Source organism: Streptomyces sp. NPDC000878, assembly GCF_053599695.1.
On the sequence record NZ_JBSFMT010000019.1, the window covers coordinates 56,941 to 80,908 of the forward strand.

Consider the following 23,968-nt stretch of genomic DNA (forward strand, 5'->3'; position numbering starts at 1 on the left):
CCGCAGGAGGGGTACGAGGGCTACTGGCTCCGCTGCTGCGGAATCAGCGCCGACGCCGGTGCCAGCGCCCGGCCGCCGCCGCCCGCCGCCGGCAGCTCGTGCTCGTGCACCGGCATGTCGTCGCGCAGCAGGTTCTCGGGGATGAGGACGGCCGCGGTGACGCCGCCGCTCGGGGAGTCGCGGAGTTCGACGCGCAGTCCCTGGCGTTCCGCGAGGCGGTTCACCACAAACAGGCCGATCTGCTTGGCGTCGAGGAGGTCGACCTTCTCCGACTGGATCTTGCGGTTGGCGTCGGCCATCGCGTCCTCGTTCATACCGAAGCCGCTGTCCTCGACCTCGATGAGAACGCCGTCGCGCAGCCGGGCCGCGCGCAGCTGGACCTTGGTGCTGGGCGGGGAGAACGCCGCCGCGTTCTCGACGAGTTCGGCGAGCAGATGGATGACGTCGGCCACCGAGCCGCCGTTCAGGGACACGCGCGGGACCGCCCAGATCTGGACGCGGCTGCCGTCCTCGATCTCGGCGACCGCGGCGCGCAGGGTGTCCGCCAGCGGGATCGGGTCCCGCCAGCCACGGCCGGGCGCGATGCCGGACAGGATGAGGAGGCTCTCGGAGTGGCGGCGCATCCGGGTGGCGAGGTAGTCGACGCGGTACAGCTCGTGCAACTCGGCGGCCTCGCGCGGGCGTTGCTCCAACTGGTCGAGGATGTCGAGCTGGCGGTGGAGCAGCACCTGGCTGCGGCGGGCGAGGCTGACGTACACGCCGGAGATGCCGCTGAGGAGTTCGGCGCGCTCGGAGGCCGCCTTGAGCGCGGCGCGCTGTACGGCCGTCAACGCGGTGCCCACCTGGGCGAGTTCGTCACCGGCGAGGCGGCGCATCGGGGCCTCGGCGTCGATGTCGACGCCCTGCCCGGCGTGCAGCCGCCGCATGGCCTGCGGCAGCCGCCGCCCGGCGACTTCGAGGGCCGAGTTACGAAGGTCGAGAAGCTCGACGATCAGACCGCGCCCGACGGACACGGAGACGAGCAGCGACAGCAGCACACCCACCAGGCCCAGCACCACGGCGATCCCGGAGGCGCCGAGGGTGTCCCAGCCGAACGGGTTGGCCTTGGCGGCGGCGGCCGTACCGGCCTCGGTCTCGGCCTTGCCGAGCGCCCGCAGCACACTGCTCGCCGAGTCGTCCCAGCCCTTCAACAGACCGTCGGTCACGGCCGATTCACCGGGCCCGGCACTGCGTACCCGGTTCTCGACCGCTGCCACCTGCCCGTAACTCCCGCTCTCCAGAAGGGCGTTGTACGCCTTCTGGTGCTCGGGCCGCAGATCGGCGACGGCCGGCTTGAGCAGACCACGCTGGACGGTGACGGCCCCGACGAACAGCGCGTACTGCTCGCCGGTGAGCTTTCCGGCGGCGGCGCCCGCCGCGAGGAGCGCCTGCTCCTGGGCCAACGCCTCGCGGGCGCGGGAGAGTTCGAGGACGACACGGGCCTCGGAGGCGGTGGTCGTGCCCTTCTCCCCGGTGAGCCCGCCGGTGACGGCGAAGGCGTCCTCGACGATGCCGGTGTACGCCGTGTACGCGGTCTGCGTGGCGTTCTTGGCACCGCTCTGCTGCGCCGCGCGGAGCGCCGCGAGGCCCTTGGCGTCGTCGGTGAGCTTGTCGAGGCGTTCGGGGAGCGCGGAGTTGAGGAGCGCGGCGTCGGAGCTGGAGGAGTTGATGCCGTCGAGCAGCGCCTCGGCGGCCTTGTCGGTGGCCTTCTGGACCTGCTGCGGAACGTCCGCGTCGCCGCCGGCAGCAGTCCGCTCGGCCTGTATCGCGGTGACGAAGTCGGCGACCGGGGCGAGCAGTTCGGAGTTGACGTCCTTGGCCCGCTCGGCGTCACCGATGGTGGACGCGGTGGTGACCGCGGCAAAGCTCCACAGAGCCATGAGCGAGACGACGGGCAGCATCAGCAGGGCGACGATCTTCGCCCGGACGGATCTGGGGCGCAGTCGTTCGGAGGTGCGAGCCATACTCATCGGGGCCTCGTTGTGTTCTTCAGCCCGTCCGGCGTTTGAGGACGAGCGCGTTCAGCGCGATACGGGGGTCTGGGGGCAGAGCCCCCAGAGGATGGGAACGGGTAGGGGCGGCGGGGGCGCTGCATACATCAGCGGCTCCGCCGCGGGAATCAGGCGGTGGACAACTCGACCTCACGCAGCAACTCCGCCGCGAACGCCGCCTCCGCCCGCTTCCCCGTGGGCGACAACGCGACATACGCCGACGCCAGGAACAGGAACGACCCGAGCAGCACAGCCAACGGGAACAGGAACTCCGTGGACGTGGCCCCCGGCAACTCCGCACTGCTGGCCGCAAGCGTCACATCGACCGCGAACATCGCGGTGTAGTGCATGCTGCTCACCGCGAGCCCCATCACCAGCGCGGCAACCGTGGCGAGCACAGGCCCCCGCACGATCAGCGTCAGCGTCAGCGCGGCGGTGGCGGCGACGACGGCGATCGCGACGGAGGCGATGACGAGCATCGGGTCGTACGAGATGTCGCCGTGCAGGTTGAGCGCGTACATGCCGGCGTAGTGCATCGCGGCGACACCGAGCCCGGTGCCGAGGCCGCCGAGGATCACGGACCTGACGCGGGAGCGGCCGTACCCGGCGGTGAAGACACCGGCGGCGACGACGGCGATCGCGATGACGAGGCTGAGAACGGTCAGCGGGACGTCGTACCGGATGGGGGTGCCCTCGACGCTGAAGCCCATCATCGCGACGAAGTGCATGGTCCAGATGCCGGACCCGATCGCGAAGGAGGCCAGCGTCAGCCAGTTCCGCTTGGAGGCGCCGTCCGATTCCAACGCCCGTACGGTGCAGCGCAGTCCGAGTGCGGAGCCCAGGCAGGCCATCGCATAGGAGAGAACGGGAGTGACCCATCCGGCGCTGAAGTGATCCATGTGGCCCATGGGGGGAGTTCCTCTCGCCCAGGTAGTACCGCCGGTAACAGGGAACCGGGATCGGCCGATCATGCCACCCCTCCCCATGCGCCAGATGGCGCGAAAGGGACCTTGAGGTGGATTGACGAACATTCAATTGCGGTGATGTAGGTAACAGTTGACCCGTATATTTATGCAGGTCAACGACAGAGGGGCCGACTTTCCGCCGACCCCTCAGCGCTCTTCAGTACCGTTGGACACCGACGCTAATGAGCCATGATCACGTAATTACGAGGACTGCTCACGAGAACTGCTCACGAGGACTACTTGCCGGCGACGGCCGTACGGACCTCGCCGAGCAGGTCGTACATCGTCTGGCCGGGGCAGTCGGTCGCCAGCCAGTCGCGGTGACCGCTGATCGCGTTGACGTCCTTCGTCACGCCGTTGACCGGGTTCACATAGGTCAGCTTCGCCTGCGGGTCCAGGCCCTTGAAGCGGGCGATCACCTTGATCAGGCGGATCAGCGACGCCTTGGCCGCGTCGGTCGGCGGCTGGGCGACCAGGTTGCCGAGCAGCGCGATGCCGAGGTTGCCCGAGTTGAAGCCGCCGGTGTGGAAGGCGGTGACGAGCTTGCCGTCCGCGTCGAAGGCCGGGATCAGGTCGTCGCCGGAGTAGCGGCCCTCGTAGACGACGCCCGCCTCGTCGATGAGGAAGTGGTAGCCGATGTCGCCCCAGTCGAGGGTGACCGCGTGGTACTCGTAGATGGCGCGCACGGTCGCCGCCGGGTCGGGGTCGTTGTTCACGCCGTCCGTGTGGTGGACGGTGACCGTCTGGAACGGGTAGTACACCTCGGGCGAGTTGACCTTGCCGTCCTTGTACCGCTTCGACTCGTCGGCGCCCCACGCCGGCCGCGACAGGTACTGCACCCCGCGCACCCGGGTCGGCTCGGTCGGCACCCGGAAGGCCTTGGCGGCGCCGCCGGTCGTGTCGATCGCCAGCGACCGCGCCCCGCTCGCGCTCGCCCCGTCGGGCAGCTTCAGCTCGTACGCGGTGGCGTCCCCCGCCGCCACCAGCGCCGTGCCGCCGTCCTCGACGGTCGCGCAACCACCGCTCAGCTCCTGCCACTTGCCGGGCGCGGAGGCGCCGTCCGCGAACCTGATCCCGGCGCCGTCCGCCGCTCCGCTCCAGCGCACGCCGACGTACGAGATGGCGAACGCGGCGCTCGCCTCGGCGGTGCCGGTGGCGGCCTCGGTACGGGTGGCCGGGAACTTCTGCGGTTCGGTTCCGGCGGTGCCGGACGCGCTGTCCGTCGTACCGGAAGTGCCGGACGTGGAGTCCTCGCCGCCGCCGGCCGCGAAGACGACCGGGGTCAGCGCGCCGCCGACGGCGACCGCGCCCGCGGCGCCGATCATGCCGCGCCGGGTGAGGGGGATTTTCCTGCGATGGGAGGGTGACGAGGGGGGAGGTACGGACACGGAGGTGCCTTCCGGAAGTGCTGGGGGAGGTGGCAACTCAAGGGGGACCCCACGCCGCGCGCGCACCCATGCAACTCACACGACTCGTGCGACTCGTGTTGAGATCTGCGGCGGCGAGTGCTTGAAGTTGAAAAAACCCTACGCGTCACGCCCACCCCACCCGCACCTCCAGAAGCCAAGGAACGGTGAATTCCCTGTGCGGATCGGGCAATTCGGGTTACCTGAAAGTAACTCCCTGTACACGCTGTTACAGCACGCTGGCGCCCGGTACCGGCCCCGCCGCGACCCGTACGGACCGGCACGTGCCGGACGCCGACAGCGCCTCCGCGACCTGCCGTGCGGCCACCGCGTCCCGGGCGAGAAACGCCGTCGTCGGACCGGAGCCCGAGACCAGCGCCGTCAGGGCGCCGGCCGCGCGGCCCGCCGCGAGGGTGTCGGCGAGGGCCGGGAAGAGGGAGAGGGCGGCGGGCTGGAGGTCGTTGGAGACGGTCGCGGCGAGCGCGTCCGGGTCGCCCTTGGCTAGCGCGTCGAGGAGCTCGGGCGAGGCGACGGGCGCGGGAACCTCACTGTCCGCAACCGCGACCAGCCGGTCGAACTCCCGGAAGACGGCGGGTGTCGACAGCCCGCGCTCCGCCATCGCGAACACCCAGTGGAAGTCACCGCCGGTCTCCAGAACGGTCAGCTTCTCCCCCCGCCCGACCCCGAGCGCGGCACCACCCACCAGACTGAAGGGCACATCGCTGCCCAACTCGGCGCAGATGTCGAGGAGTTCGACACGAGAGGCGCCGGTCCCCCAGAGCGCGTCGCAGGCGAGCAGCGCACCGGCGCCGTCGGCACTGCCGCCCGCCATCCCCCCGGCGACGGGGATGTCCTTGGCGATGTGGATGTGCACGGCGGGCGTACGGCCGTACCGCTCGGCGAGTGCGACGGCGGCGCGGGCGGCGAGATTCGTACCGTCGAGAGGCACTTGGGCGGCGTCCGGGCCTTCACAGGTGATCCGCAGCTCATCAGCCGGCGTAACGGTGACCTCGTCGAAGAGTCCGACGGCGAGGAAGACGTTGGCGAGGTCGTGGAAGCCGTCGGGGCGGGCGGCACCGACGGCGAGCTGGACGTTGACCTTGGCGGGAACCCGTACGGTGACGCTCACAGCTGCCCGGACTCCTCGTCGTTCTTCCGCTCCTGAACCTTGTTCTCCGCGATACGGACGAAGTCCTCGACGCCGATGGACTCGCCGCGGGCCTGCGGGGAGACACCGGCGGCGACGAGGGCGGTCTCGGCGGCGGCGGCCGACCCGGCCCACCCGGCGAGCGCGGCACGCAGGGTCTTGCGCCGCTGGGCGAAGGCGGCGTCGACGACGGCGAACACTTCGAGCCGCGAGACGGTGGTCTTGAGCGGCTCGGCACGCCGAACGAGGGAGACAAGCCCGCTGTCGACGTTGGGCGCGGGCCAGAAGACGTTACGTCCGATGGAACCAGCGCGCTTGACCTCGGCGTACCAGTTGGCTTTGACGGAGGGCACTCCGTACACCTTGGACCCGGGCGGCGCGGCAAGCCGGTCGGCGACTTCGGCCTGCACCATCACCAGCGTCCGCTCAATGCTCGGGAACGTCTCCAGCATGTGCAGCAGCACGGGCACGGCGACGTTGTACGGCAGATTCGCGACGAGTGCGGTGGGCGGGGGACCCGGCAGTTCGGTGACGCGCATGGCGTCGGAGTGCACGAGGGAGAACCGGTCGGCGCGGGTCGGCATCCGGGCGGCGACGGTGGCGGGCAGCGCCCCGGCGAGCACGTCGTCGATCTCGACGGCGACGACCCGGTCGGCGGCCTCCAGCAGCGCGAGGGTGAGGGACCCGAGCCCCGGCCCGACCTCGACGACCACATCGTCGGGCCGCACATCGGCGGTGCGCACGATACGGCGGACGGTATTGGCGTCGATGACGAAGTTCTGCCCGCGCTGCTTGGTGGGCCGGACGCCGAGGACTTCGGCCAGCTCACGGATGTCGGCGGGGCCCAGGAGGGCGTCGGGGGCGGGGCTGGTACTCACGGGTCCAGGGTACGGGGGGTGGGGGGTGGGTTCGCGCAGTCGGGCTGGGGGCCGAGGCCGTCCGCCCCGACCCGCACCCCGGACTCGTCCGGGATGGCTTCGACGGCCGGCTGCTGTCTGCTGTCCAGGTCCAGGACAGGGGTGGGTTCCTTGTACCAGGACTCGATGACGGCGTTGCCCCGGAAGTCGCGGCGGCGGTCGTCGTGGAGGCTCCAGCGGTAGGTCTCGTGGTCCGGATCCCCGGCGTAGTAGTCGGAGGTGCAGATCTCGACCCGGTGCCCGTCCGGGTCACGGAGGTAGAGGTGCTTCTCCTCGTGGAGCGGGCCGAGGATGTCGGCGGTGCGCAGTACCTGATGCGACTCGTGGGTGGCCACGCCGAGGTGGAGCAGGCGCGGTCCGGCGCCGCCGGTGAAGGCGACGTCGTGTCAGCAGCGCGGGGTGGGGAGCAGCGGCAGGCCGCTGAGGTGGGGCAACGAACTGTTCACCTCCCGGATCCGTCCGGTCCCGGGAGCGATCCGCAGGTCCCAGCGGGCGGCGAGGGTGGCGAGAGCCACTGTCATGGTGGTCAGGGCAAGGTGCTCGCCGACGCACCGGTGGGGCCCGGTGCCGAAGGGGAAATAGGCGCCTCGCGGGCGGTCGGTACCGTCGTCGGGCCCGGCCCGGTCCGGGTCGAACGCGCGCGGGGCGTCGTAGAGGTCGGCGGCCCGGTGCACGGCGCGGGGGCTGTAGCCGATCTCGGCGCCTTCGGGGACGGTGACCCCGGCGAGGGTGACCTCGCGTCTGGTTCGGCGGGTGAAGAGCATCGGGGCGTGCAGCCGCAAAGTCTCGTCGATGACTTTCCGGGTGAAGGTCAGGTCGGCGAGCCGGGCGTACGTCACGGGGCCGCCCTCGAACACGGCGTCGGCCTCGTCCTGTAGGCGTCGCTGCACCTGGGGCCTGACGGTGGCCTCGAAGACCGCCCAGCTCAGCGATGTGCTGGTGGTCTCGAGTGCGGCGAAGAGCAGGATCAGGAACTCGCTGCGGATCTGGGCGTCGGTGAGCGGGGCGCCGGTCTCGGGATGCCGGGCCGCGAGCAGCGCGCCCAGGAGGTCGTGATGCCGTTCGGGGTCGGCGCGGCGCTCCTGCACAAGCCGGTCGACGGTCCGGTGGAAGCGGTTCACGGCAGCGGCGAAGCGTCGGTTGCCCGCGGTGGGCACGGTGCCGAAGACGCTGGGCAGGAGAGTCTGCGGGAGCAGCCGCCGGGAGATCGCGTACATCGTCTCGCGCATGTCCCGCACGGTGGCGCGGTCCAGTTCGGTACTGCACAGACAGCGCAGCGCGACCGCGGCGACCAGGTCGGAGATCTCCTGGTCGGCCGCCACGACCCGGCCCGGCTGCCACCCGCCCAGGCGCGTCTCGGCCTCGGCACCGATCACCTCGACGTGGTCACGGACGCTGCGGCGGCTGAAGGACGGCTTGAGGGTACGCCGTTGCTGCCGGTGCGTGTGGCCTCTGGCCGTGATGAGCGGGTTGCCGAAGTTGCCGGCCAGCGCCTCGAAGAAGCGGCCCCGCTCGAACGTGTCGGTGTCCACCTGCAGTCGGTGCACCAGGGCCGGGTCGTTCGCCAGCAACAGCCCGATGGGCCCGAATCCGACGCGGACCAGCGGGTCGGAGGTCCGGGTGGCCTCGAGGAACGACAGTGGCCTGCGCAGCAGGGCGGGGCCGTGGCCCAGGAAGGGGACCCGGCCGGGGGCGGGCGGGCAGTGGGTGCGGGAGGAGACGGGCGAGGAGACGGGCATCGGCGGGCTCCTGGATGAAGGGGTCTCCGAGGGACGAGCGGCGGAGAGGAGGAGAAGAGAAGAGGGCGTCCGGAATCCGGTGCTAGGTCGGACACGGCCTGAGCGGGTCTGGCGAAGTCGGCTGCGGTTCGGCCGCGCCATGAAGGGGCGCGGGGAACTGTGCGACCAGCCACGTTGGTGCCGCAGACGATCGACGGCGTGTCGCCGCACCTCCAGCGGAGCGCCTAGCGCTTGCCGCGGACCGCCGCCAGCAGCATGGCGGCGAACGCGAAGGCGGCGGTCGCGAGCATCGTCGGGCGGGGGCCGGAGGCGTCGACGATCAGGGCGCCGATGAAGGAACCCGCCCCGATGGCGCCGTTGAAGGCGGCCACGTACAACGAGGAGGCGGCCTCGCTCTCCTCCGGGACGAGCCGCAGCACCCAGGTCTGCAGGGCGACCGGCAACGCCGCGTAGAGCAGGCCCCAGCAGACCAGCATGGTGACGGCCAGCGGAAGTCCGGCGCCGCCCGCGTACATCACCACCATGACCACGGACAGCAGCCCGGTGCTGCCGATCAGAGTCGCCCGCAGGTTCCGGCCGACCAGGGCACCCGCCGCGAAGTTGCCCACCAGCCCGGCCACGCCGAAGACCAGCAACAACACGCCGATGAGGGACGACCTGACTCCGGTGACCTCCTCCAGATAGGGCGTCACATAGGTGAAGGCGAGGAAGTGACCGCTCATGATCAGCGCGGTGACGCCGATCGCGACCCGCAACGCACGGTGCCGCAGCACATGCGGCAGCGCGCTCAGGCTGCCGCTGCCCCGGGCCGGCAGCGCGGGCATGAACAGCAGCGTCGCCGCCAGGACGAGGAACCCGAGGATCCCGACGCAGAGGAAGGCCACCTGCCAGCCGGCGGACTGGCCGACGGCGGTGCCGAGCGGAGTGCCCGTGATGGAGGCGAGGGAGATGCCGCCGAGGACGAGGGAGGTCGCGCGGACGGTGTGCCGTTCCGGGACCAGCCGTACGGCGATCGACACGGCGATGGACCAGAACACCCCGTGGGCCAGGGCCACGATGATGCGGGCGGTCAGCAGCAGCGCGTAGCCGGACGCGGCGGCGGCCAGGAGATTGCCGATGATGTAGACCACCATCAGGCCGACGAGCAGCCACTTGCGGTCCACGCGCCCGGCGAGCACGGTGAGCGGTGCGGCGGTCAGCGCCGCCACCCCCGCGAACCCGCTGACCAGGAAGCCCGCGGTGCCCACCGACACCGATGTGCCGTCGGCGATGGCCGGGAGCAGTCCGATGGGCAGGGTCTCCGTGGTGACGAAGGAGAAGACGCCGAGAGCCAGCCCCACCACGGCCAGCCAGCCGCGCAGCGCAGAGTGCTGGGGCGCGTCGACGGACGTGCCGTCAGGTCCGGTCGAGGCGTCGTCGTCTCCGGACCGCCTGTTGTTCTGATCGGTCGCGCTCTGGGTCATCTTCGCTCCGGATTGAATTCAATGGTGGTCTGCCCGCAAGCACTGTCCGGGCCACCACACCGCCACCACCGGCGATCGTGATCAGCCCGAATGGCGCGGAGGAGTACGCACGAAAAGAGTGCGCTTATGTCCGCAGGTGAATTGTCGCGCGCATACGGTGCGCGGCGGAAGTGTCTCCCGATCATGGTGGTGTGACCACCACCCGCCGGGGCGGCCAGCGCCGCACGCTGCGGGAATGTGCACCGAGAAGGCCCAGGCAGGCGGCGCGCACGGTGGTGCTGGCGCTAACTGGATAAATTCACCCCGGTAATTCAGCCGCTCTTCGGGTAGCTTTCAGTTCGCCCGACGGATGTCTTTCCCGTACTCGTCAAATGCCCGCGACTCGGTCGCGTCGGGAATCACCGTACACATCGCAGATTCCCCCTTTCCCAAAGGAGTAGAGTTTTGTCGACGGAGAAATTGCGTGCGACGGGGCACGAGACAGCGGGACGTGTCTCGCCGTCCGCCGGCCCCGCGATACCGGGGCGAACCCGGGCCACCCGCCTCAACACACTCACCGGACTGCGCTTCCCCGCCGCGTTCGTGGTGTTCCTGTACCACGCGTCGCTCCTGGCGTTCCTGGGCGTCCCCTGGCTGAGCAGCAGCACGTCCGTGACCACCTACTACAACGCCGTCGCTCACGCCGGCGCCCTGGGCGTCACCTTCTTCTTCGTGCTCAGCGGGTTCGTGCTGACCTGGTCGGCCCGTGACACCGACACCGCGCCGCGTTTCTGGCGGCGCCGCTTCCTCAAGATCGTCCCGAACTACGTCGTGGTCTGGGCGCTGGCCATGGTGGTGTTCGCCGCCCCCTACACGGACATGACGATCGGGCTGCTCAACCTCTTCCTGATCCAGGTCTGGTATCCGGACTTCGCGATCAACTTCGGTGTGAACCCGGCTGGTTGGTCCCTCGCCGTCGAGGCGGTCTTCTACCTCTCCTTCCCGGTCCTGCTCCACTGGATCAAGAAGATCCCGGCGCACCGGCTGAACCTCTGGGTCGCGATCGTGGCCGCCGGAATCGTGGCGACACCGCTGCTCTCCGAACTGCTGGTCCCGGCCGGCACGACGATGATGGACATGGAACCCGAAACCTCGGTGAACCAGTACTTCTTCGCCTACATCGTGCCGCTGCCCCGGGTGCTGGACTTCGCCCTCGGCATCCTTGTGGCGCGCTCGGTGATGGCGGGACGCTGGCGCAACATCGGCATGATCTGGTCCGGTGCGCTGCTCGTGGCCAGTTACGTGGTCGGCTACTTCACACCGTTCATCTACTCGACGCGGGCGGTATGTGTCGTGCCCGCCGCCCTGCTCATCGCCGCGGGCGCCATCGCGGACAACGAGGGCAGGTTCACGTTCTGCCGCAACCGTGTGATGGTCTGGCTCGGCGACATCTCGTTCGCCTTCTATCTCGTGCACTACACCGTGATGGTCGCCGTGTGGAAACTGCTCGGCAGCAAGGCGTACTCGCCTCCGGAGGCGGCCGGGATGATGGCGCTGTTCATGGCCGTCGCGATCCTGGTCTCGTGGGCGCTGTACGGGCTGATCGAGAGGCCGATCACCCAGCGCTGGTCGAACCCGAAGAAGAAGCCGGTGGCCGAGCCTCCCCCGGTCGCGCCCGTGTCTCTCGCCCCCCAGCGCGTCGGCGAGGAGTGAGTGAGCTGGCGAACGCGTGAACGGGGGACCGCCTGTCCCACCCGGCCGGAGCCGGGCGGGGCAGGCGGTCCCCTTCGCTTCCGTCAGCGGATCCCCACGAGGTGGCTCAGCCGGCGACGGCGACCGTGCCGGCGACGGCGAGCCCGGCCGCCGCGCGCAGACCCGCAGGGGTGGAGACGTAGCCGAAGAGCGCGCCGCCCGGATCAACGGCGGCCGATTCGCCGAGACCGCCGAGATGGACCGGGACGAAGCCGGCGTCGTGCACCAGGGTCTCCGTGACCTGCTGGGCGGCCGGGTCGTCCGACGCGGTGCCCATGCCCCAGAAATGCGGCTGCTGGGTGCCGCGCGACCACAGCAGTTCGTCCGGGAAATGAGTGAAAGCCCGTGCGACGGAACTGCTGGGCAGCCGCTCGGCGGTCCAAGTCCCCTGGGTGACACCCGGACCGAGCTGGGAGACGAAGAGGCCGTCCTCCGACACACCGATCGGGCTGGTGGCGTCGATCACGGTCTTTCCGGCCAACTGGTCCGCCAGCCGGTCCAGCAGGTCGCCGAGGGCCGGGTGCGGGACCGACAGCAGCACGACGTCACTCGCGTCGACCGCCTCGGCGTACGTCGTGGCCCGGGCCCGGTCGCCCAGCGGCTCGATGAAGGACGCGAGCCGGTCCGGGGTGCGGGAGCCGAACGTGACCCGGTGCCCGGCCGCCAGCCAGTGACGGCCGAGCGGGCTGCCTATGTTTCCCGCGCCCAGGACGGCAATGGTCAGGGGTGTCGCCGTATCGGTCATCTTGAACTCCTCGGTGTTTTCCATGAGATGTCGCTTACGGAGCCGGGTCCGGAGCCGGACACGGATGTCGGCCGTCGGTCACCTCTGACCGACGGCCGACAGCGCGGTCTCAGTGCGCCACTACGTCGGGCCAGACCAGAGCGGTCGAACCCCAGGTCACGCCACCACCGAAGGCGCTCATCAACACACGGTCGCCCGGTGTGATCTGCCCCGCGGTGACGGCGTCGGCGAGCGCCAGCGGGATGGAGGCGGCCGAGGTGTTGCCCACGCGGTCGAGATTGACGACCGTCCGCTCTCTCGCCATCCCGAGCTGATCGGCCACGGCGTGCAGGATCCGTACGTTCGCCTGGTGACCCACAAACCAGTCCACCGTGTCCGGAGCCCATCCGGCGCGGTCCAGCATGGCTTGGGAGGAGGCCGCCATACGAGTGACGGCGTGCCGGAACACCGGCTTGCCCTGCATGCTGAAGTACGACTCGGCCGGGCGTGATCCGGACTCGTCGGCCCCGGTGACCGGCTGCCGCGAACCACCGGCCGGAACGATGATGAGGTCCTTCAACGAGCCGTCGCTGCCGAGGTCGTGCCCCAGCAGCGCACCCGGTTCGGTGGGATCACCGGCCCGCAGCACCACGGCTCCGGCACCGTCGCCGAAGATGACCGAGGTCGTGCGGTCGGCCGGGTTGAGGATCGTGGAGTACGTCTCCGCGCCGATGACCAGCACGCGTTCGGCGATGCCGGCGGCGATGGCACCCGCCGCGGACGCCAACGCGTAGACGAATCCGCTGCACACGGCGGCGATGTCATAGGCCGCGACGGCCTCCATGCCCAGCCGGGAGGCGACGTCGGGAGCTGTCGCCGGGCACGGGTGGTCCGGGGTGGTCGTGGCGAGGACCACCAGGTCGACGTCGCCGGAGCCGGCCGACTTCAACGCCCGACTGCCCGCCTCCACGGCCAGGTCGCCGGTGGCGGTCCCGGGGTCGGCCCAGTGCCGCCGCGTGATGCCCGTCCTGGTGCGGATCCACTCGTCCGAGGTGTCCAGGGTCCGGGAGAGCTCCTCATTGGTCACGACCCGGGGCGGGACGAACGTCCCGAGCCCCGCGACGACCGCTGCTCGGCTCATCCCACCGCCTCCCTCACCGGCGGTAGATGTCCATGGCACAACACATACGTCACGGGGGCCTCCATAGTCGCCGGCGCAGGACACCGCTACCGGGCACGGTGGAATGGGCCGCCCTCCGCTCGGGAAGGCGACGGACGACGGGGCGTCATCGGTGGGTCCGCTGCACGGTCACCGGACGCTGCTCGATACGAACGGCACGGACTCCCGCGCCGTCCTGAAGACGTCACGACGATTATCCGGCGGTGGACCAGACCTCACCAGACCGTGCTGACGATGTGGGTGCGCACGGTGGTGGCACGGCCACCACCTTGTCGGCCGTGGGACACGGCGACCGAGCCCAGGAGCAGGTGAGCGCGACGCGGCTTCGATCGCGACCGCGACTACCGACGCGGCCTTGCTGTCAGGCCGACGGAGGACCGGCGATCCCCGGTGGCAGGTACACCAGAAGCCGGGTGCAGGGGGCTTCGTCCAAGTCCATGGTGAACAGCACGAAGGGGAGACGGCCGTCGTCGGGATGGTCCAGCTCGACGGTCGTCGGCATCCACTCCTCGACCTCGTGGCGGGCCCATAACTCAGCGAACTGCTCGCTGTTCTGGGCCAGTTGGTCCGCTATCCGCTCGTATCCCGGATCGTCGGCGTCGTACGCGGCCTGGAGGCGGAACCGGGCGGTCATCTGTCGGGCCACCTGGGGCCAGTTCAGATACCGCTGGCCGTGGGATCCGGTGAACAGGCTGGTCAGGTAGTTGTGGTTGCCGTCGCGACCCAGGCGCAGCACATCGGCCGCCAGTCGGTTGGCCGCGAGCACCTCCCAGTAGCCGTCGATGACGCACGACGGCCCCAACGACTGGGTGTCGACGATCCGTTGGTACACCTCGGGGTCCGGGAGGTCGGTATTCGAAGCCGGCATCGGGGGATTGGCGTCCGCGAGCCGGTACAGATGCACCCGTTCGAGTTCGCTGAGGCGCAGGGCGCGACTGATCGCGTCCAGTATCCCGTCCGAGACCCTGATGGGGCGGCCCTGCTCCAGCCACGCGTACCAGGACGCGCTCACCCCGGCCAGGACCGCGACCTCCTCCCGGCGGAGCCCGACCCGGCCGCGCCTGCCGACGGCCGCCAGCCCGACGTCCGCGGGGGAGAGCCTGGCACGGCGGCTGCGCAGGAAGTGCGTCAACTGGCTGCGCCGCTTCTTCGTGCTGCCGGTACGGGAAGGCACAGCGTCCATAGCCACGCAAGGTAGATCGCGCCTGCACGCACTGTCAACGGCGCGAATCGTCCGCCTGACGGTTCGAGACCCCTTCGCCCGGTCCGTCGCGCGCGACGGACGGTGGCGGTCGTTCAGTGCTCCGCGGACCCGAGCACACGCCTCAACTCGGCGAAGAACAGGTCCTTGTGCTCCCGGTTGAAGAAGTGCCCCCCTGGGAGAGCGCGGACCGAGAAGTGCCCGCTGCTGTGGGTACGCCACGCGGCGGCGTCCGCGGCGGGGACCAGCGGATCGCGGTCGCCGGTCAGGATGTGGACCGGACAGGGCAGCGGGCGGTGTCCCGCCGCGGGGTACCGGTAGGTGGCGCACACCTGGAGGTCGTCGCGGAGCCGGTCCACGACGGCTCTCACGCGCCCGGGGTTCTCCGTCACCAGACGGCCGGCTCCGCCCAGGCCCAGCAACAGCTCGAGGGTCGCGCCGTCCGACAGTTCCACGGCCAGGTCCGGCGCCGGCGGGAGATGCGGCGCACGATGGGCGCCGGCCACGAAACACGCGGGCGGGCGCCGCCCCGCGGCGAGTTGACGCTGTGCCACACCGTAGGCGACCAGCGATCCCATGCTGTGACCGTAGAAGGCGTAGGGCTCGTCGAGGGCGGGAGCCAGCTGCCGTGTCACCTCGTTCACCAACGCGTCCATCGTGCTGACACCACCCGGGACGCCGGCCGCGGACACCGACCTCGGGGGCATGGACACCGGCACCACCTCCACACTTCGACCGAGCCGGTGCGCCCAGCCCGCGAAGGACCAGGCGCTGCCCCCCGCATGGTGGAAGCAGAACAGGCGGAGCCGCCCGGCTTCGTCCTTCACCGAGACGCTCTGCGCCGTACTTGCCGCCGTGCTTACCGGGGTGTTCGCCGCTGCGTGGGACATGCCCGCCAGTCTGACGCCGAAGGCCGACGGGAGGCAGTGCGTGCCGAACCGGGTGTTGCCACCACCAGTCAGCCTGACCAGCAGGAGTACCTGATTTCGCCATTGGTATTGACCACCAAAAACGCCACCGACAAATTCGGCCAGTTACTTGAAAGATCTAGCTCTTGCGTCCCTGTCGCGGCGTCGAATAGACTGCCGCCGTCTATTTCCGTAAAGCCTTGACGCTCGCAGCGTGGCGAGAATGTAGACGGCAAGCTGGCAATAGGAACGAGGTCGATGCATGCAGAAGACCGCATCCCCCCCAGTATCCGGACTTTTACGGCGGGCGAAGCTGCGCCATTTTCTCCGGGCCCGTAGGGCCCAAATAACACCAGAAGAAGTCGGGCTGGTGAACATGGAGCGAAGGCGTACCCCCGGGCTCCGCCGCGAGGAGGTGGCGGCCCTGGCCGGGGTCGGGGTGTCCTGGTACACCTGGCTTGAGCAGGGGCGGGACATAAACGTGTCCGAATCGATCGTGAACGCCGTCAGTGACGCCCTGCGACTGGAAGGGTGTGAGCGCGATTATTTCCATCGGCTGGCCGGTCACAATCCGCCACAGCGCACCGATGGGCAGCGCCGGGACACGACGCAGGCACGGATGCACGCGCTCGTCGAAGGGTGGTCGTCCAATCCGGCCTACATCACCGACAGGTACGGACGTATCGAGCTGGCCAGCCGCTCGGCTCGTTCCCTGTTCCGCATCAACGTGCAGGGCGACAACTGCGTGGTGAAATTCTTCACCGATCCGTCCACGCGCGAGAAGTATCCGGACGCGGACACGGTGGGACGGGGTCTGGTCGCCGAGTTCCGGGCGCAGTCGGCCCGTTTCCCGGAGGATCCGGAATTCGGTCGGATCGCGGAATGGGTGTGCGAGCGCAGCCCGTACTTCGCCGCACTGTGGGACTGCCACGAGGTCGACGACCCGTGTCAGAGCGTGCGCAAGATCGTTCACCCGGACGCCGGAGTGATGGTCTTCGACCGGATGGTGATGCGTGCGCCCACGTGTCCCGAGTCACACCTGATCCTGTACATCGCCAAGCCAGGGACGGACCAGGCCGAGCAGTCGCGCGGTCTGGCCGGGTGTCACGCCGAGGCAGCCTGAGCCGTAGGCCGACGTGATGCCGGACGCCGACTCGGGACGTCGGCGTGTCCGGCTCGCCCCGTGTTCTCACCGGGGTACGGATCAGGTTCTCCGCACAGGTGGTGTTCGCACCACCACGATCAGGAGACACTTCCTCCATCAGTGCCGTACTCCCAAGATGAATGTGTGGGACGCGGCCGAATTGAAGCCGCTGAATTCCCCAGTCGTGAAGAACTGGTGTTGAAGAACCGTCCGTCGCACAGTGCGGCGCTTCAGGTTCTTTTTGCGCGATTCACGGAGGAAGAAATGGGTAATTCGATCGCCAGCCGTATTGTCGTGGTACTGGCTGAACTGACCGTGCCGACAGCGGATGTCACACCGGACACCACTTTCGAGGCCATGGAAATCGACTCACTGCTGCTGGAAGAACTGGCCCTGCGCCTGCAGAAATCTTTCGGTGTCGACATCGAGATGGGCGAACTCGTGCCTGAGCAGACCGTCGCCGAGGCGGCCGCGGTGCTCGCGTCCAAGGGCGTCACCGTAGCCTGACGCACACCACGTCCGCGCCGCGAATTCTCGCCATTCTTCACGCGGACCCAGGGGGCGGTACGGCACGCGAATCTCATCGCCGCGACCGGCGCGCCGGTCGACCGTGCCGTCCACCACGTTCCATCACTTCCAAGCCCGTTCAGCCATGTTCCAGTGAGAGGAATTCCGATGTCTTCCACCCTGCTTGTTCTCAACGAAGTCGCCGTGGCCCCCGGCAAGGTGGACCAGGTCCTGGCCGAGTGGAGCGAACTGAATCAGAAGGAGCCGGTGGCCGGCCGTGTGCTGTACCGCAGCACGGTCGACGACAACGTGCTGGAGATCACGCCCATCAAGGAACTCTCGGATCTTGGCGCCCTGAATTCCGTCTGGCAGAAGCTCTGGGAGAGTGTTTCGGCCGATCTCGTCTCCGACTTCAGGCGCCAGCTCCTGGAGTTCGTCGAGGCGCCCAAGGACGTCGCCGACGCGCTGCCGCAGACCCCGTACGTGCAGCTGCGTCACATCGAGGTGAAGCCGCGGGAATACACGGCCTACCGCGAGTGGCGCGAGAGCACCATCTTCGACGTCGTGCGGCGAGCGGACCAGGTCAAGGCGTTCCTGGCGTACCACTCGCTGCTCAGCACCGAGCCGGGCGTGATGTTCGTGTCCGGCTTCGAGTGCGAGCCGGAGGAGTACCAGAAGGTCTTCACGTCGCCGGAGTACCAGCAGATCGTCCAGCAGGCGGGCGACCGCTACATCGTGGGCGGCGAGAGCGGGCTGTACACCCGCGTCTACAAGCGCGCCGATGTCTGAGACCGGTACCGCGGTGACCGGCCCGGCCTGGCTCGCGACCCCGAACCGCAAAGAGACCCACGAGCTCAGCCTCACCACCCAGGGGCCGCTGTACCCGCCGAGCGAGGTCATGGACGGCGACGGCAACTTCCTGGTGGTGGGCATGATCAACCGGCCCGCCGGTGGAGGAGGCGCCGTGCCCGAGTGGGGCGCGGCCGTCGTCTCCCCGGGCAGCCCGGTCCCCGGGTTCGGCCGCCTCGCCCCGTACACGGTGCTGCGCGAACTGGACACCGACCCCACCGGAGTGGACCGGGACGTCGTCCTGTACACGCTGCCGCTGCCCCTGCCGTGCAACAACTACCCCATGGTGTTCGCGCCGGAGCAGTTGCCCGACGCCGACCAGGTCAAGCGGGAGAGCCACGCCTTCCACGAGGTGCCCATCCCGGACCTTCGCCCGGAGGACGGACCCAAGGTCGTCGAGCCGGTGACGTTCGGCGAGTGGATGCGGGCGAGCGGCACCCTTGACGTCGGTGTCACCCCCGACGGCCACTCCGGGACCTTCGACTTCGGGTTCTCCCACCTCGTACCGAACAGCGTCTACACCGTCATGTCGCTGCGCGCCCACGACCTGGATCCGGCGGGGCCGACCCGACCGGGCCCGCTCGGCGTGCCGAACGTGTTCGTCACGGACGCGGACGGCGCCGGCCGGTACCACGCCACGATGCCGAACCCGTTCCCGGACCCGGAGCTGCCCGGCGCCAACCGGATCATCAGCGTGGTCGTGCTGTGGATGAGTTACCAGCGCAGCTACGGCGGCGCCATCGGGGAGTTCGGTCTCGGCGGCGACATCCACGCCCATCTGAAGCTGCGCGGCGCGTCCTTCCAGAACCTGCGGACCACGCAGGCTCCACGGTCCTGACGGACCGCCACCGAACGCCAGTTCGCACAAGAGAAGCACGACAGAGCACAAGAGAGGTCCCATGCCCATCATCTCCGTCACCACCTGGGACGGCCAGGACGACGCCCAGTGCCAGGAACTCCTGGAGGAGCTGACCCGGACCGTCAGGCGGGTCACGGGAGCACCCCTGGACAAGATCACCGTCTACATCCAGGAGGTGCCGCGCAACCGCTGGGCGGAGGGCGGAGCCCTGGGCGACGACCCGAAGTTCCCGGAACTGAGCCGCCGCCTGGCCGAGTGAGCCCGGCCGAATGACCCGCGGGTCACGAACATCCAGCAGGAGCACGCGAGAGGCCGAGAACCCATGCCCCATGCGATATCCCAGGTCACCGACGCCCAGCAGGACACGCTGTTCCTCGTGGGCGACGTGTTCGCCGAGTTCGCCTACCACCAAGGCGTGGTGACCGTCTCCCAGTTGGCCCGCCAGATCAAGAACGGGACGTTCCCGGGAGACACCGGCGAGGTCCGGGTGACGCCGGGCCAGGGAGTCTCCCTGTTCGACGTCCAGTTCGTACGCGACACCCTGGCCCGGCGCGGCCTCGCGGACCGGGTCGCCATCGACGACCAGGCGCTGCACGCCCGCGCCGGGCGCGAGATCGCGCACAAGCACCGCCAGGAGAACGTGCTGATCTCCCGGCCGCGTCCGGTCGGCGTCGACTGGTTCGAGGCGGACCTGCTGGTGGACGCCGGCAACGAGGTGATGTCCGACCACCTCACCGGGCAGCACATGCAGGGGATGCTGGCCATGGAGGCCGGGCGGCAGATGTTCATCGCGGTGGCCGAGCAGCACTACCTGCCGCCCGAGGCGGTCGGCGCCAGTTACTTCGTCATCGACACCTTCGCCACCCGGTACCGCAATTTCCTCTTCCCGCTCCCCGCGGTGGTGCGCTGCAACGTCCTCAGCCACCGCTCCCCGCACCGCACCCGCACCGCGTTCCACTGTGAACTCTCCGTCAGCCAGGGCGGATCGGAGACCGCGGGCATGGAGGTCCGGTTCACCGCCTTCGACAACCAGGTCTCCCACACCAAGGAGACACGGGCGGCGGAGCGTTCCCTGCACGACTCCGCGGCACTGGCGGCGGCGACGGAGGCGGCGAACCAGTCGAGTCCGGCGCATTCGGTTACTCCGGTGAGTCCGGCGGAGATCCGCACGCCATGACCGTGCCGGACAGCCGCGCCTGAAGCGGCGGCCCGTGCGTGCGACGGGCCGCCGACCGTCATGACAAGGAGCCAAACACATGCCAGATGTGGATCGGTCCTACCTGGTTTTCAGTGATGTCGACGAGACGCTGATCACGGTCAAGAGCATGTTCGACTTCCTCCACTACCAGCTGGTGCGCCGGCACGGCGCGGCCGGCGAGGAGGAGTACGAGCGGATCATGTCCGTGGTCCGCCGACGTGCCGCCGACGGCGTGCCCCGCGCGGACATCAACCGCTTCTACTACAGCCATTACACGGACGAATCCGTGGAGACGATCACGGCTCTGGCGAACGACTGGTTCGCCGAGCGCACCACGTCCACCCGGGGCTTCTACATCGACTCCACCCGCCGCGCCCTGCGCGAGCACCGGGCCGCCGGCGCGACCCTGGTCCTGGTCTCCGGTTCGTTCCCGCCCCTCGTGGAACCACTGGCGCGCGAGGTGGAGGCCGAGGCGATCCTCTGCACCCGCCCGCTGATCGCGGACGGCCGCTACACCGGCGAGGTCGACACCCCGGTCATCGGCGAGGGCAAACGCACGGCGGTGCTGCGGCAGTTGGCGGCCCGGCCCGATGTCGACCCGCTCGACTGCTACGCGTACGGCGACCACGTGTCCGACCTGCCGATGCTGGAACTCGTGGGGCACCCCGTGGCCGTGGGAGACGACAGCGAGTTGCGCGAGCGCCTGGCACGGCTCCCCGAGAGCGTGCGTACGCGATGAGCGAGCGTCGGTTTCACGTGTTACTGGGGCCCGACGGGGCCGGCAAGTCGTCCGTCATGGAGCGCCTCGGCCGGACGCTGCCCGAGTGGCGGCTGCTGTCGACGGACAGCGCCTTCGTCGCCCCCGAGCACGCGTTGATCTCCCGGCTGCGGCGGGACCTGCACGACCACCTGCTGCCGGGCCTCGGCACCGCCTACTCGGTGGACTTCCTGGCCGGCGTGCTGCAGACGGCCGTCATCCACCTCCGCGACCAGGTACAGGACAGCGACCCACGGGTGCCGCTGCTCGTGGACTCCTACTACTACAAGATCCTGGCGAAATGCCGGATGGCCGGCGTCCAGGACAGCCGCCTGTACTCCTGGTGGCGCTCCTTCCCGCAGCCGAGCCGGGTGGTCTTCCTCGACGTCCCGCCCGAGACGGCGTGGCGCCGCCGGGGCGACGGGACACAGCTCAACGTCCTGGAGCACGACGGCGAGGACGGCGACTGGGCGGGATTCGAGCGTTACCAGAGGAACCTGCGCAAGACACTCCTGGAAGAGACCCGGGACCTACCGGTGACGATGCTGCCGCAACACCCCGACGCCGACCGCGCCGCCGAAGCCGTACGAGAGGTGCTGGTCGCGTGAACGCCCCTTCCGCCGCCCCCTCCGTCTGGCACACCCCGGGCCACACCGGCCGCTACCGCGAGCGGGTGTTCGCCGCACGCGAGCGGCTGGCCGGTGAGCACGCCGACCCGCGCGGCGCGCAACAGCGTGTCCTCGCCGACCTGCTGGACTTCAACGCCGCCACCGAGTTCGGCGGGCAGCACGGCTTCGGCCGCATCCGTACGATGGACGACTTCCGCGCGGCCGTCCCCGTACAGGACTACGCCGCCCACGCCCCCCTGATCGAGCGGACAGCCGCCGGGGAACGGAACCTGCTGTCGGCGGACCGCCCCGAGGTCTACTTCACCAGCAGCGGCAGCACCGGAGCCCACAAGAAGGTTCCGGTCACCCCGCGCTTCATGAGCACGACCTTCATGCCGTTCTACTTCGCGGCGTGGGCCCCGCTGATCGAGCACTTCCCGGATGTGCTGGACCGGCCCGACGCCGTACTCAACCTCAAGCACGATCCGCTGACCGCCCCGCCGACCACCGCCGACGGCCGGCCCCATGTGGGCGCCAGCCAGGTGGACTTCGGCGCCAGGTTCGGCGAACCGCTCTCGGCCGAACCCGGCACGGGCGCGCCGTGGGCGACGCTTCCGGTGCCGACCGAGCCCGGCGACCACCTGGAGCGGGCGTATCTGCGGCTCAGACTGGCAGTGCAGAGCGATGTGCGCTGTCTGATCGGCATCAACCCGGCGATGATCGCCGCCGTCCCCTACCAGCTGAACCTGTGGTGGCCGCGGATCGTGAAGGAGGTGCGCGACGGCACCCTCGGCGGGCTGCCGCACGGCACGCCGGACCCGGACCGCGCCGCCGAACTCGAACGGCTGATGGACTACTTCGGGACGGTACGACCCGCCCATGTGTGGCCCCGCATCCGTGCGCTGTTCTGCTGGACGACCGGAGTGGCGTCGCTGTATCTGCCCGCGCTGCGGGAGGAGTTCGGCACCGGCGTCACCGCGCTGCCCGCGCCGGTGGCCGCCTCGGAAGGGCCGGTCGGTGTGGCGCTGGACCGGCACGCCTCGGCGGGCAGCCTCGTCGTGTCGGCCTCGGTGTACGAGTTCGTGCCCGCCGACCAGGATCTCGCCCCCGACAGCGCCACCCTGCTGCCGCACGAACTGGAAGCGGGCCAGGACTACCACGTGATCTTCAGCCATGTCGGCGGCCTGTACCGCTACGCGGTGGGCGACGTGGTCCGGGTCGTGGACCGGGTCGGCGGAGTCCCCCGGGTGGAGTACGCCGGCCGCGGCGGCCGATCCGACGCGGTGGGCGAGCGGCTGCGTGACGCCCAGGTCGTCCGGGCCCTGCGCACGGCCCTGACATCAGGCGGACTCCAGCTGCGGAACGTGGCGTGCCGGGTCGAACCGGCGGCGAACGGCACCCCGCGCTACGTCTTCGCGATCGCTCCCCGCACCCCCTGGCACGAGTCCGAGACCGCCCGTTTCACCGCCGCTCTGGACCGCTCCCTGTCCGCGGAGTCCGACGGGTACGCGCGGTTCCGGGGGACCGGGCGGCTGGCGGCCCCCGTGGTGCGGCTGCTGGACACCGAGGCGTTCGCCCGCGACTGGCACGACGCGGTCGCCACGGGCATCCGCCCGACCCAGGTCAAGGACCGCCTCTTCCGGCAGGACGACGCCCTATGGCATCGCCTGACCGATAGGGCGAGCGGCTGACCGGCCCATCGGCCTGTCAGCCGTACAACCACCCGAACACTCCCCCCACCCCCCACCCCGCCACTCCCCCCACGACGAGGAGCCCACCGTGCCCGTGCTCAACCCCGTCGAACGGACGGCCCTGCTCACCGCCGCCCTGCGGGCCGCCGAGACCCGCCGCGAGGACCGGCTGTACGAGGACCCGTACGCCGCCGGACTGGTCGGAGACGCCGGTCCGGGACTGCTGGCCGAGATCCAGGCCGCGACCTTCCCCGCCGACCGGCCGCGGACCCTGCCCAGCACCCCGGACTACAACGCCATCCGTACGCGTTTCTTCGACGACCTGCTGCAACAGGCGGCCCGGGAGCCGGAGACGACCCAGATCGTGCTGGCCCCGGCGGGCATGGACTCACGCGCCTACCGCCTTCCCTGGCCCGGGCACATCCGCTACTTCGAGGTCGACCGGCCCGCGGTGCTCGACTTCAAGGCCCAGCGGCTGCGCGGCGTCCAGCCACGGGTGGACCACCGCACGGTCGCCGTCGACCTCACCGCCGACGACTGGGAGGACCACCTCGTCGCGGCCGGCTACGACCCCGCCGTCCCCTCCACCTGGCTGCTGGAGGGGCTGCTGTACTACATCCCCGAGACCGACGCGCACCGCATGCTGAAGCGGGTCGCCGCCCTCTCCGCACCCGGCAGCCGGATCGCCGCCGACATCGTCAACCGGGCCGCACTGACCCTTCCGCACATGCGCGGCCTCCTCGACGTCTTCGCGGGCTGGGGGTGCCCCTGGGTGTTCGGCACCGACGAGCCGGAGGACCTGTTCGAGGCGTACGGGTTCGACGTCCGCGCCGTCCAGCCGGGGGAGCCGGACGCCGACTTCGGGCGGTGGCCCGACCCGGTACCGCCGCGCGAGGTCGAGGACGTACGACGGGTGTTCTTCGTGCACGGCAGGCGTCGCTGAC

General features: G+C 69.9%; 23 protein-coding genes. 11 read left to right on the forward strand and 12 right to left on the reverse strand.

The annotated features are described in order from the left end of the window. Positions 1-20: 20 nt before the first annotated feature. The 8 genes from ACWDR4_RS19115 to ACWDR4_RS19150 all read right to left on the reverse strand — a co-directional run bounded on the left by ACWDR4_RS19115 (position 21) and on the right by ACWDR4_RS19150 (position 9,667). A complete protein-coding gene (locus tag ACWDR4_RS19115; protein ID WP_450410015.1) occupies positions 21-2,003 on the reverse strand; it encodes a sensor histidine kinase in 1,983 nt (660 codons plus the stop codon). 155 nt (positions 2,004-2,158) lie between these two features. Further along, the gene (locus tag ACWDR4_RS19120; RefSeq protein ID WP_450409872.1) at positions 2,159-2,938 is read right to left on the reverse strand and encodes an MHYT domain-containing protein; all 780 of its coding nucleotides are present in this window, start codon (positions 2,936-2,938) and stop codon (positions 2,159-2,161) included. Positions 2,939-3,231: 293 nt separating this feature from the next. Further along, positions 3,232-4,320, reverse strand: a complete 1,089-nt coding sequence (locus ACWDR4_RS19125; RefSeq protein WP_450409873.1) for a peptidoglycan recognition protein family protein — start codon at positions 4,318-4,320, stop codon at positions 3,232-3,234. A gap of 310 nt (positions 4,321-4,630) precedes the next feature. After that, positions 4,631-5,530, reverse strand: coding sequence for a 4-(cytidine 5'-diphospho)-2-C-methyl-D-erythritol kinase (locus ACWDR4_RS19130; RefSeq protein WP_450409875.1), 900 nt, complete (start codon positions 5,528-5,530; stop codon positions 4,631-4,633). Beyond that, the gene (gene rsmA, locus ACWDR4_RS19135) at positions 5,527-6,426 is read right to left on the reverse strand and encodes a 16S rRNA (adenine(1518)-N(6)/adenine(1519)-N(6))-dimethyltransferase RsmA (RefSeq protein WP_450409877.1); all 900 of its coding nucleotides are present in this window, start codon (positions 6,424-6,426) and stop codon (positions 5,527-5,529) included. Before rsmA ends, ACWDR4_RS19130 begins: the two co-directional genes overlap by 4 nt. Further along, positions 6,423-6,800, reverse strand: a complete 378-nt coding sequence (locus ACWDR4_RS19140; RefSeq protein ID WP_450409879.1) for a hypothetical protein — start codon at positions 6,798-6,800, stop codon at positions 6,423-6,425. The genes rsmA and ACWDR4_RS19140 overlap by 4 nt, the downstream gene beginning before the upstream one ends. Before the next feature lie 51 nt (positions 6,801-6,851). Beyond that, a complete protein-coding gene (locus ACWDR4_RS19145; RefSeq protein WP_450409881.1) occupies positions 6,852-8,204 on the reverse strand; it encodes a cytochrome P450 in 1,353 nt (450 codons plus the stop codon). 224 nt (positions 8,205-8,428) lie between these two features. Then, positions 8,429-9,667, reverse strand: coding sequence for an MFS transporter (locus ACWDR4_RS19150; protein WP_450409883.1), 1,239 nt, complete (start codon positions 9,665-9,667; stop codon positions 8,429-8,431). 444 nt (positions 9,668-10,111) lie between these two features. On the opposite strand from ACWDR4_RS19150, the gene ACWDR4_RS19155 reads away from it, so the two are divergent. Beyond that, positions 10,112-11,359 (forward strand): acyltransferase family protein, encoded by a 1,248-nt coding sequence (locus ACWDR4_RS19155; protein ID WP_450409885.1) that lies wholly within the window; start codon positions 10,112-10,114, stop codon positions 11,357-11,359. A 106-nt stretch (positions 11,360-11,465) separates the two neighbouring features. Here the strand turns inward: ACWDR4_RS19155 and ACWDR4_RS19160 are convergent, their stop codons facing one another. From ACWDR4_RS19160 to ACWDR4_RS19175, 4 genes are all read right to left on the reverse strand, one after another. After that, positions 11,466-12,143, reverse strand: a complete 678-nt coding sequence (locus ACWDR4_RS19160) for an NADPH-dependent F420 reductase (protein ID WP_450409887.1) — start codon at positions 12,141-12,143, stop codon at positions 11,466-11,468. A 109-nt stretch (positions 12,144-12,252) separates the two neighbouring features. After that, entirely contained in the window at positions 12,253-13,263 is a 1,011-nt protein-coding gene (locus tag ACWDR4_RS19165; protein ID WP_450409889.1) for a beta-ketoacyl-ACP synthase III, read from the reverse strand. Positions 13,264-13,663: 400 nt separating this feature from the next. Further along, entirely contained in the window at positions 13,664-14,485 is an 822-nt protein-coding gene (locus ACWDR4_RS19170; RefSeq protein ID WP_450409891.1) for a helix-turn-helix transcriptional regulator, read from the reverse strand. Between the two features lie 113 nt (positions 14,486-14,598). Further along, positions 14,599-15,393 carry a thioesterase II family protein gene (locus tag ACWDR4_RS19175; protein WP_450409893.1) on the reverse strand — a complete coding sequence of 265 codons (795 nt, stop codon included), beginning with the start codon at positions 15,391-15,393 and terminating at the stop codon, positions 14,599-14,601. A 280-nt stretch (positions 15,394-15,673) separates the two neighbouring features. Between ACWDR4_RS19175 and ACWDR4_RS19180 the strand changes: the two genes are divergently transcribed. The 10 genes from ACWDR4_RS19180 (at position 15,674) to ACWDR4_RS19225 (ending at position 23,967) form a co-directional block, all read left to right on the forward strand. Further along, a complete protein-coding gene (locus tag ACWDR4_RS19180) occupies positions 15,674-16,534 on the forward strand; it encodes a helix-turn-helix transcriptional regulator (RefSeq protein WP_450409895.1) in 861 nt (286 codons plus the stop codon). A gap of 165 nt (positions 16,535-16,699) precedes the next feature. Continuing rightward, on the forward strand, positions 16,700-17,062 hold the full coding sequence (locus ACWDR4_RS19185; RefSeq protein ID WP_450409896.1) for a phosphopantetheine-binding protein: 363 nt from the start codon (positions 16,700-16,702) through the stop codon (positions 17,060-17,062). 168 nt (positions 17,063-17,230) lie between these two features. Then, positions 17,231-17,851 carry a hypothetical protein gene (locus ACWDR4_RS19190; RefSeq protein ID WP_450409898.1) on the forward strand — a complete coding sequence of 207 codons (621 nt, stop codon included), beginning with the start codon at positions 17,231-17,233 and terminating at the stop codon, positions 17,849-17,851. After that, on the forward strand, positions 17,844-18,749 hold the full coding sequence (locus ACWDR4_RS19195) for a hypothetical protein (protein WP_450409899.1): 906 nt from the start codon (positions 17,844-17,846) through the stop codon (positions 18,747-18,749). Before ACWDR4_RS19190 ends, ACWDR4_RS19195 begins: the two co-directional genes overlap by 8 nt. Positions 18,750-18,810: 61 nt before the next feature. Then, complete coding sequence (locus ACWDR4_RS19200) at positions 18,811-19,029, forward strand: tautomerase family protein (protein WP_450409901.1); 219 nt, start codon at positions 18,811-18,813, stop codon at positions 19,027-19,029. A gap of 63 nt (positions 19,030-19,092) precedes the next feature. Continuing rightward, a complete protein-coding gene (locus ACWDR4_RS19205) occupies positions 19,093-19,947 on the forward strand; it encodes an AfsA-related hotdog domain-containing protein (RefSeq protein ID WP_450409902.1) in 855 nt (284 codons plus the stop codon). A gap of 79 nt (positions 19,948-20,026) precedes the next feature. Further along, positions 20,027-20,707 (forward strand): HAD family hydrolase, encoded by a 681-nt coding sequence (locus ACWDR4_RS19210; RefSeq protein WP_450409903.1) that lies wholly within the window; start codon positions 20,027-20,029, stop codon positions 20,705-20,707. Positions 20,708-20,724: 17 nt separating this feature from the next. Continuing rightward, entirely contained in the window at positions 20,725-21,333 is a 609-nt protein-coding gene (locus ACWDR4_RS19215) for a hypothetical protein (protein ID WP_450409905.1), read from the forward strand. Then, positions 21,330-23,024, forward strand: coding sequence for a GH3 family domain-containing protein (locus ACWDR4_RS19220; protein ID WP_450409907.1), 1,695 nt, complete (start codon positions 21,330-21,332; stop codon positions 23,022-23,024). The genes ACWDR4_RS19215 and ACWDR4_RS19220 overlap by 4 nt, the downstream gene beginning before the upstream one ends. An 88-nt stretch (positions 23,025-23,112) precedes the next feature. Continuing rightward, a complete protein-coding gene (locus ACWDR4_RS19225) occupies positions 23,113-23,967 on the forward strand; it encodes a class I SAM-dependent methyltransferase (protein WP_450409909.1) in 855 nt (284 codons plus the stop codon). Position 23,968 lies beyond the last annotated feature (1 nt).

Coding starts and splice junctions, on each gene's coding strand:
- ACWDR4_RS19180 (WP_450409895.1), top strand. CDS start 15,674: ATGCAGAAGACCGCATCCCCCCCAGTATCCGGACTTTTACGGCGGGCG.
- ACWDR4_RS19205 (WP_450409902.1), top strand. CDS start 19,093: ATGCCCCATGCGATATCCCAGGTCACCGACGCCCAGCAGGACACGCTG.
- ACWDR4_RS19195 (WP_450409899.1), top strand. CDS start 17,844: ATGTCTGAGACCGGTACCGCGGTGACCGGCCCGGCCTGGCTCGCGACC.
- ACWDR4_RS19150 (WP_450409883.1), bottom strand. CDS start 9,667: ATGACCCAGAGCGCGACCGATCAGAACAACAGGCGGTCCGGAGACGAC.
- ACWDR4_RS19160 (WP_450409887.1), bottom strand. CDS start 12,143: ATGACCGATACGGCGACACCCCTGACCATTGCCGTCCTGGGCGCGGGA.
- ACWDR4_RS19120 (WP_450409872.1), bottom strand. CDS start 2,938: ATGGGCCACATGGATCACTTCAGCGCCGGATGGGTCACTCCCGTTCTC.
- ACWDR4_RS19190 (WP_450409898.1), top strand. CDS start 17,231: ATGTCTTCCACCCTGCTTGTTCTCAACGAAGTCGCCGTGGCCCCCGGC.
- ACWDR4_RS19200 (WP_450409901.1), top strand. CDS start 18,811: ATGCCCATCATCTCCGTCACCACCTGGGACGGCCAGGACGACGCCCAG.
- ACWDR4_RS19125 (WP_450409873.1), bottom strand. CDS start 4,320: ATGATCGGCGCCGCGGGCGCGGTCGCCGTCGGCGGCGCGCTGACCCCG.
- ACWDR4_RS19165 (WP_450409889.1), bottom strand. CDS start 13,263: ATGAGCCGAGCAGCGGTCGTCGCGGGGCTCGGGACGTTCGTCCCGCCC.
- ACWDR4_RS19210 (WP_450409903.1), top strand. CDS start 20,027: ATGCCAGATGTGGATCGGTCCTACCTGGTTTTCAGTGATGTCGACGAG.
- ACWDR4_RS19115 (WP_450410015.1), bottom strand. CDS start 2,003: ATGGCTCGCACCTCCGAACGACTGCGCCCCAGATCCGTCCGGGCGAAG.
- ACWDR4_RS19170 (WP_450409891.1), bottom strand. CDS start 14,485: ATGGACGCTGTGCCTTCCCGTACCGGCAGCACGAAGAAGCGGCGCAGC.
- ACWDR4_RS19145 (WP_450409881.1), bottom strand. CDS start 8,204: ATGCCCGTCTCCTCGCCCGTCTCCTCCCGCACCCACTGCCCGCCCGCC.
- ACWDR4_RS19175 (WP_450409893.1), bottom strand. CDS start 15,393: ATGTCCCACGCAGCGGCGAACACCCCGGTAAGCACGGCGGCAAGTACG.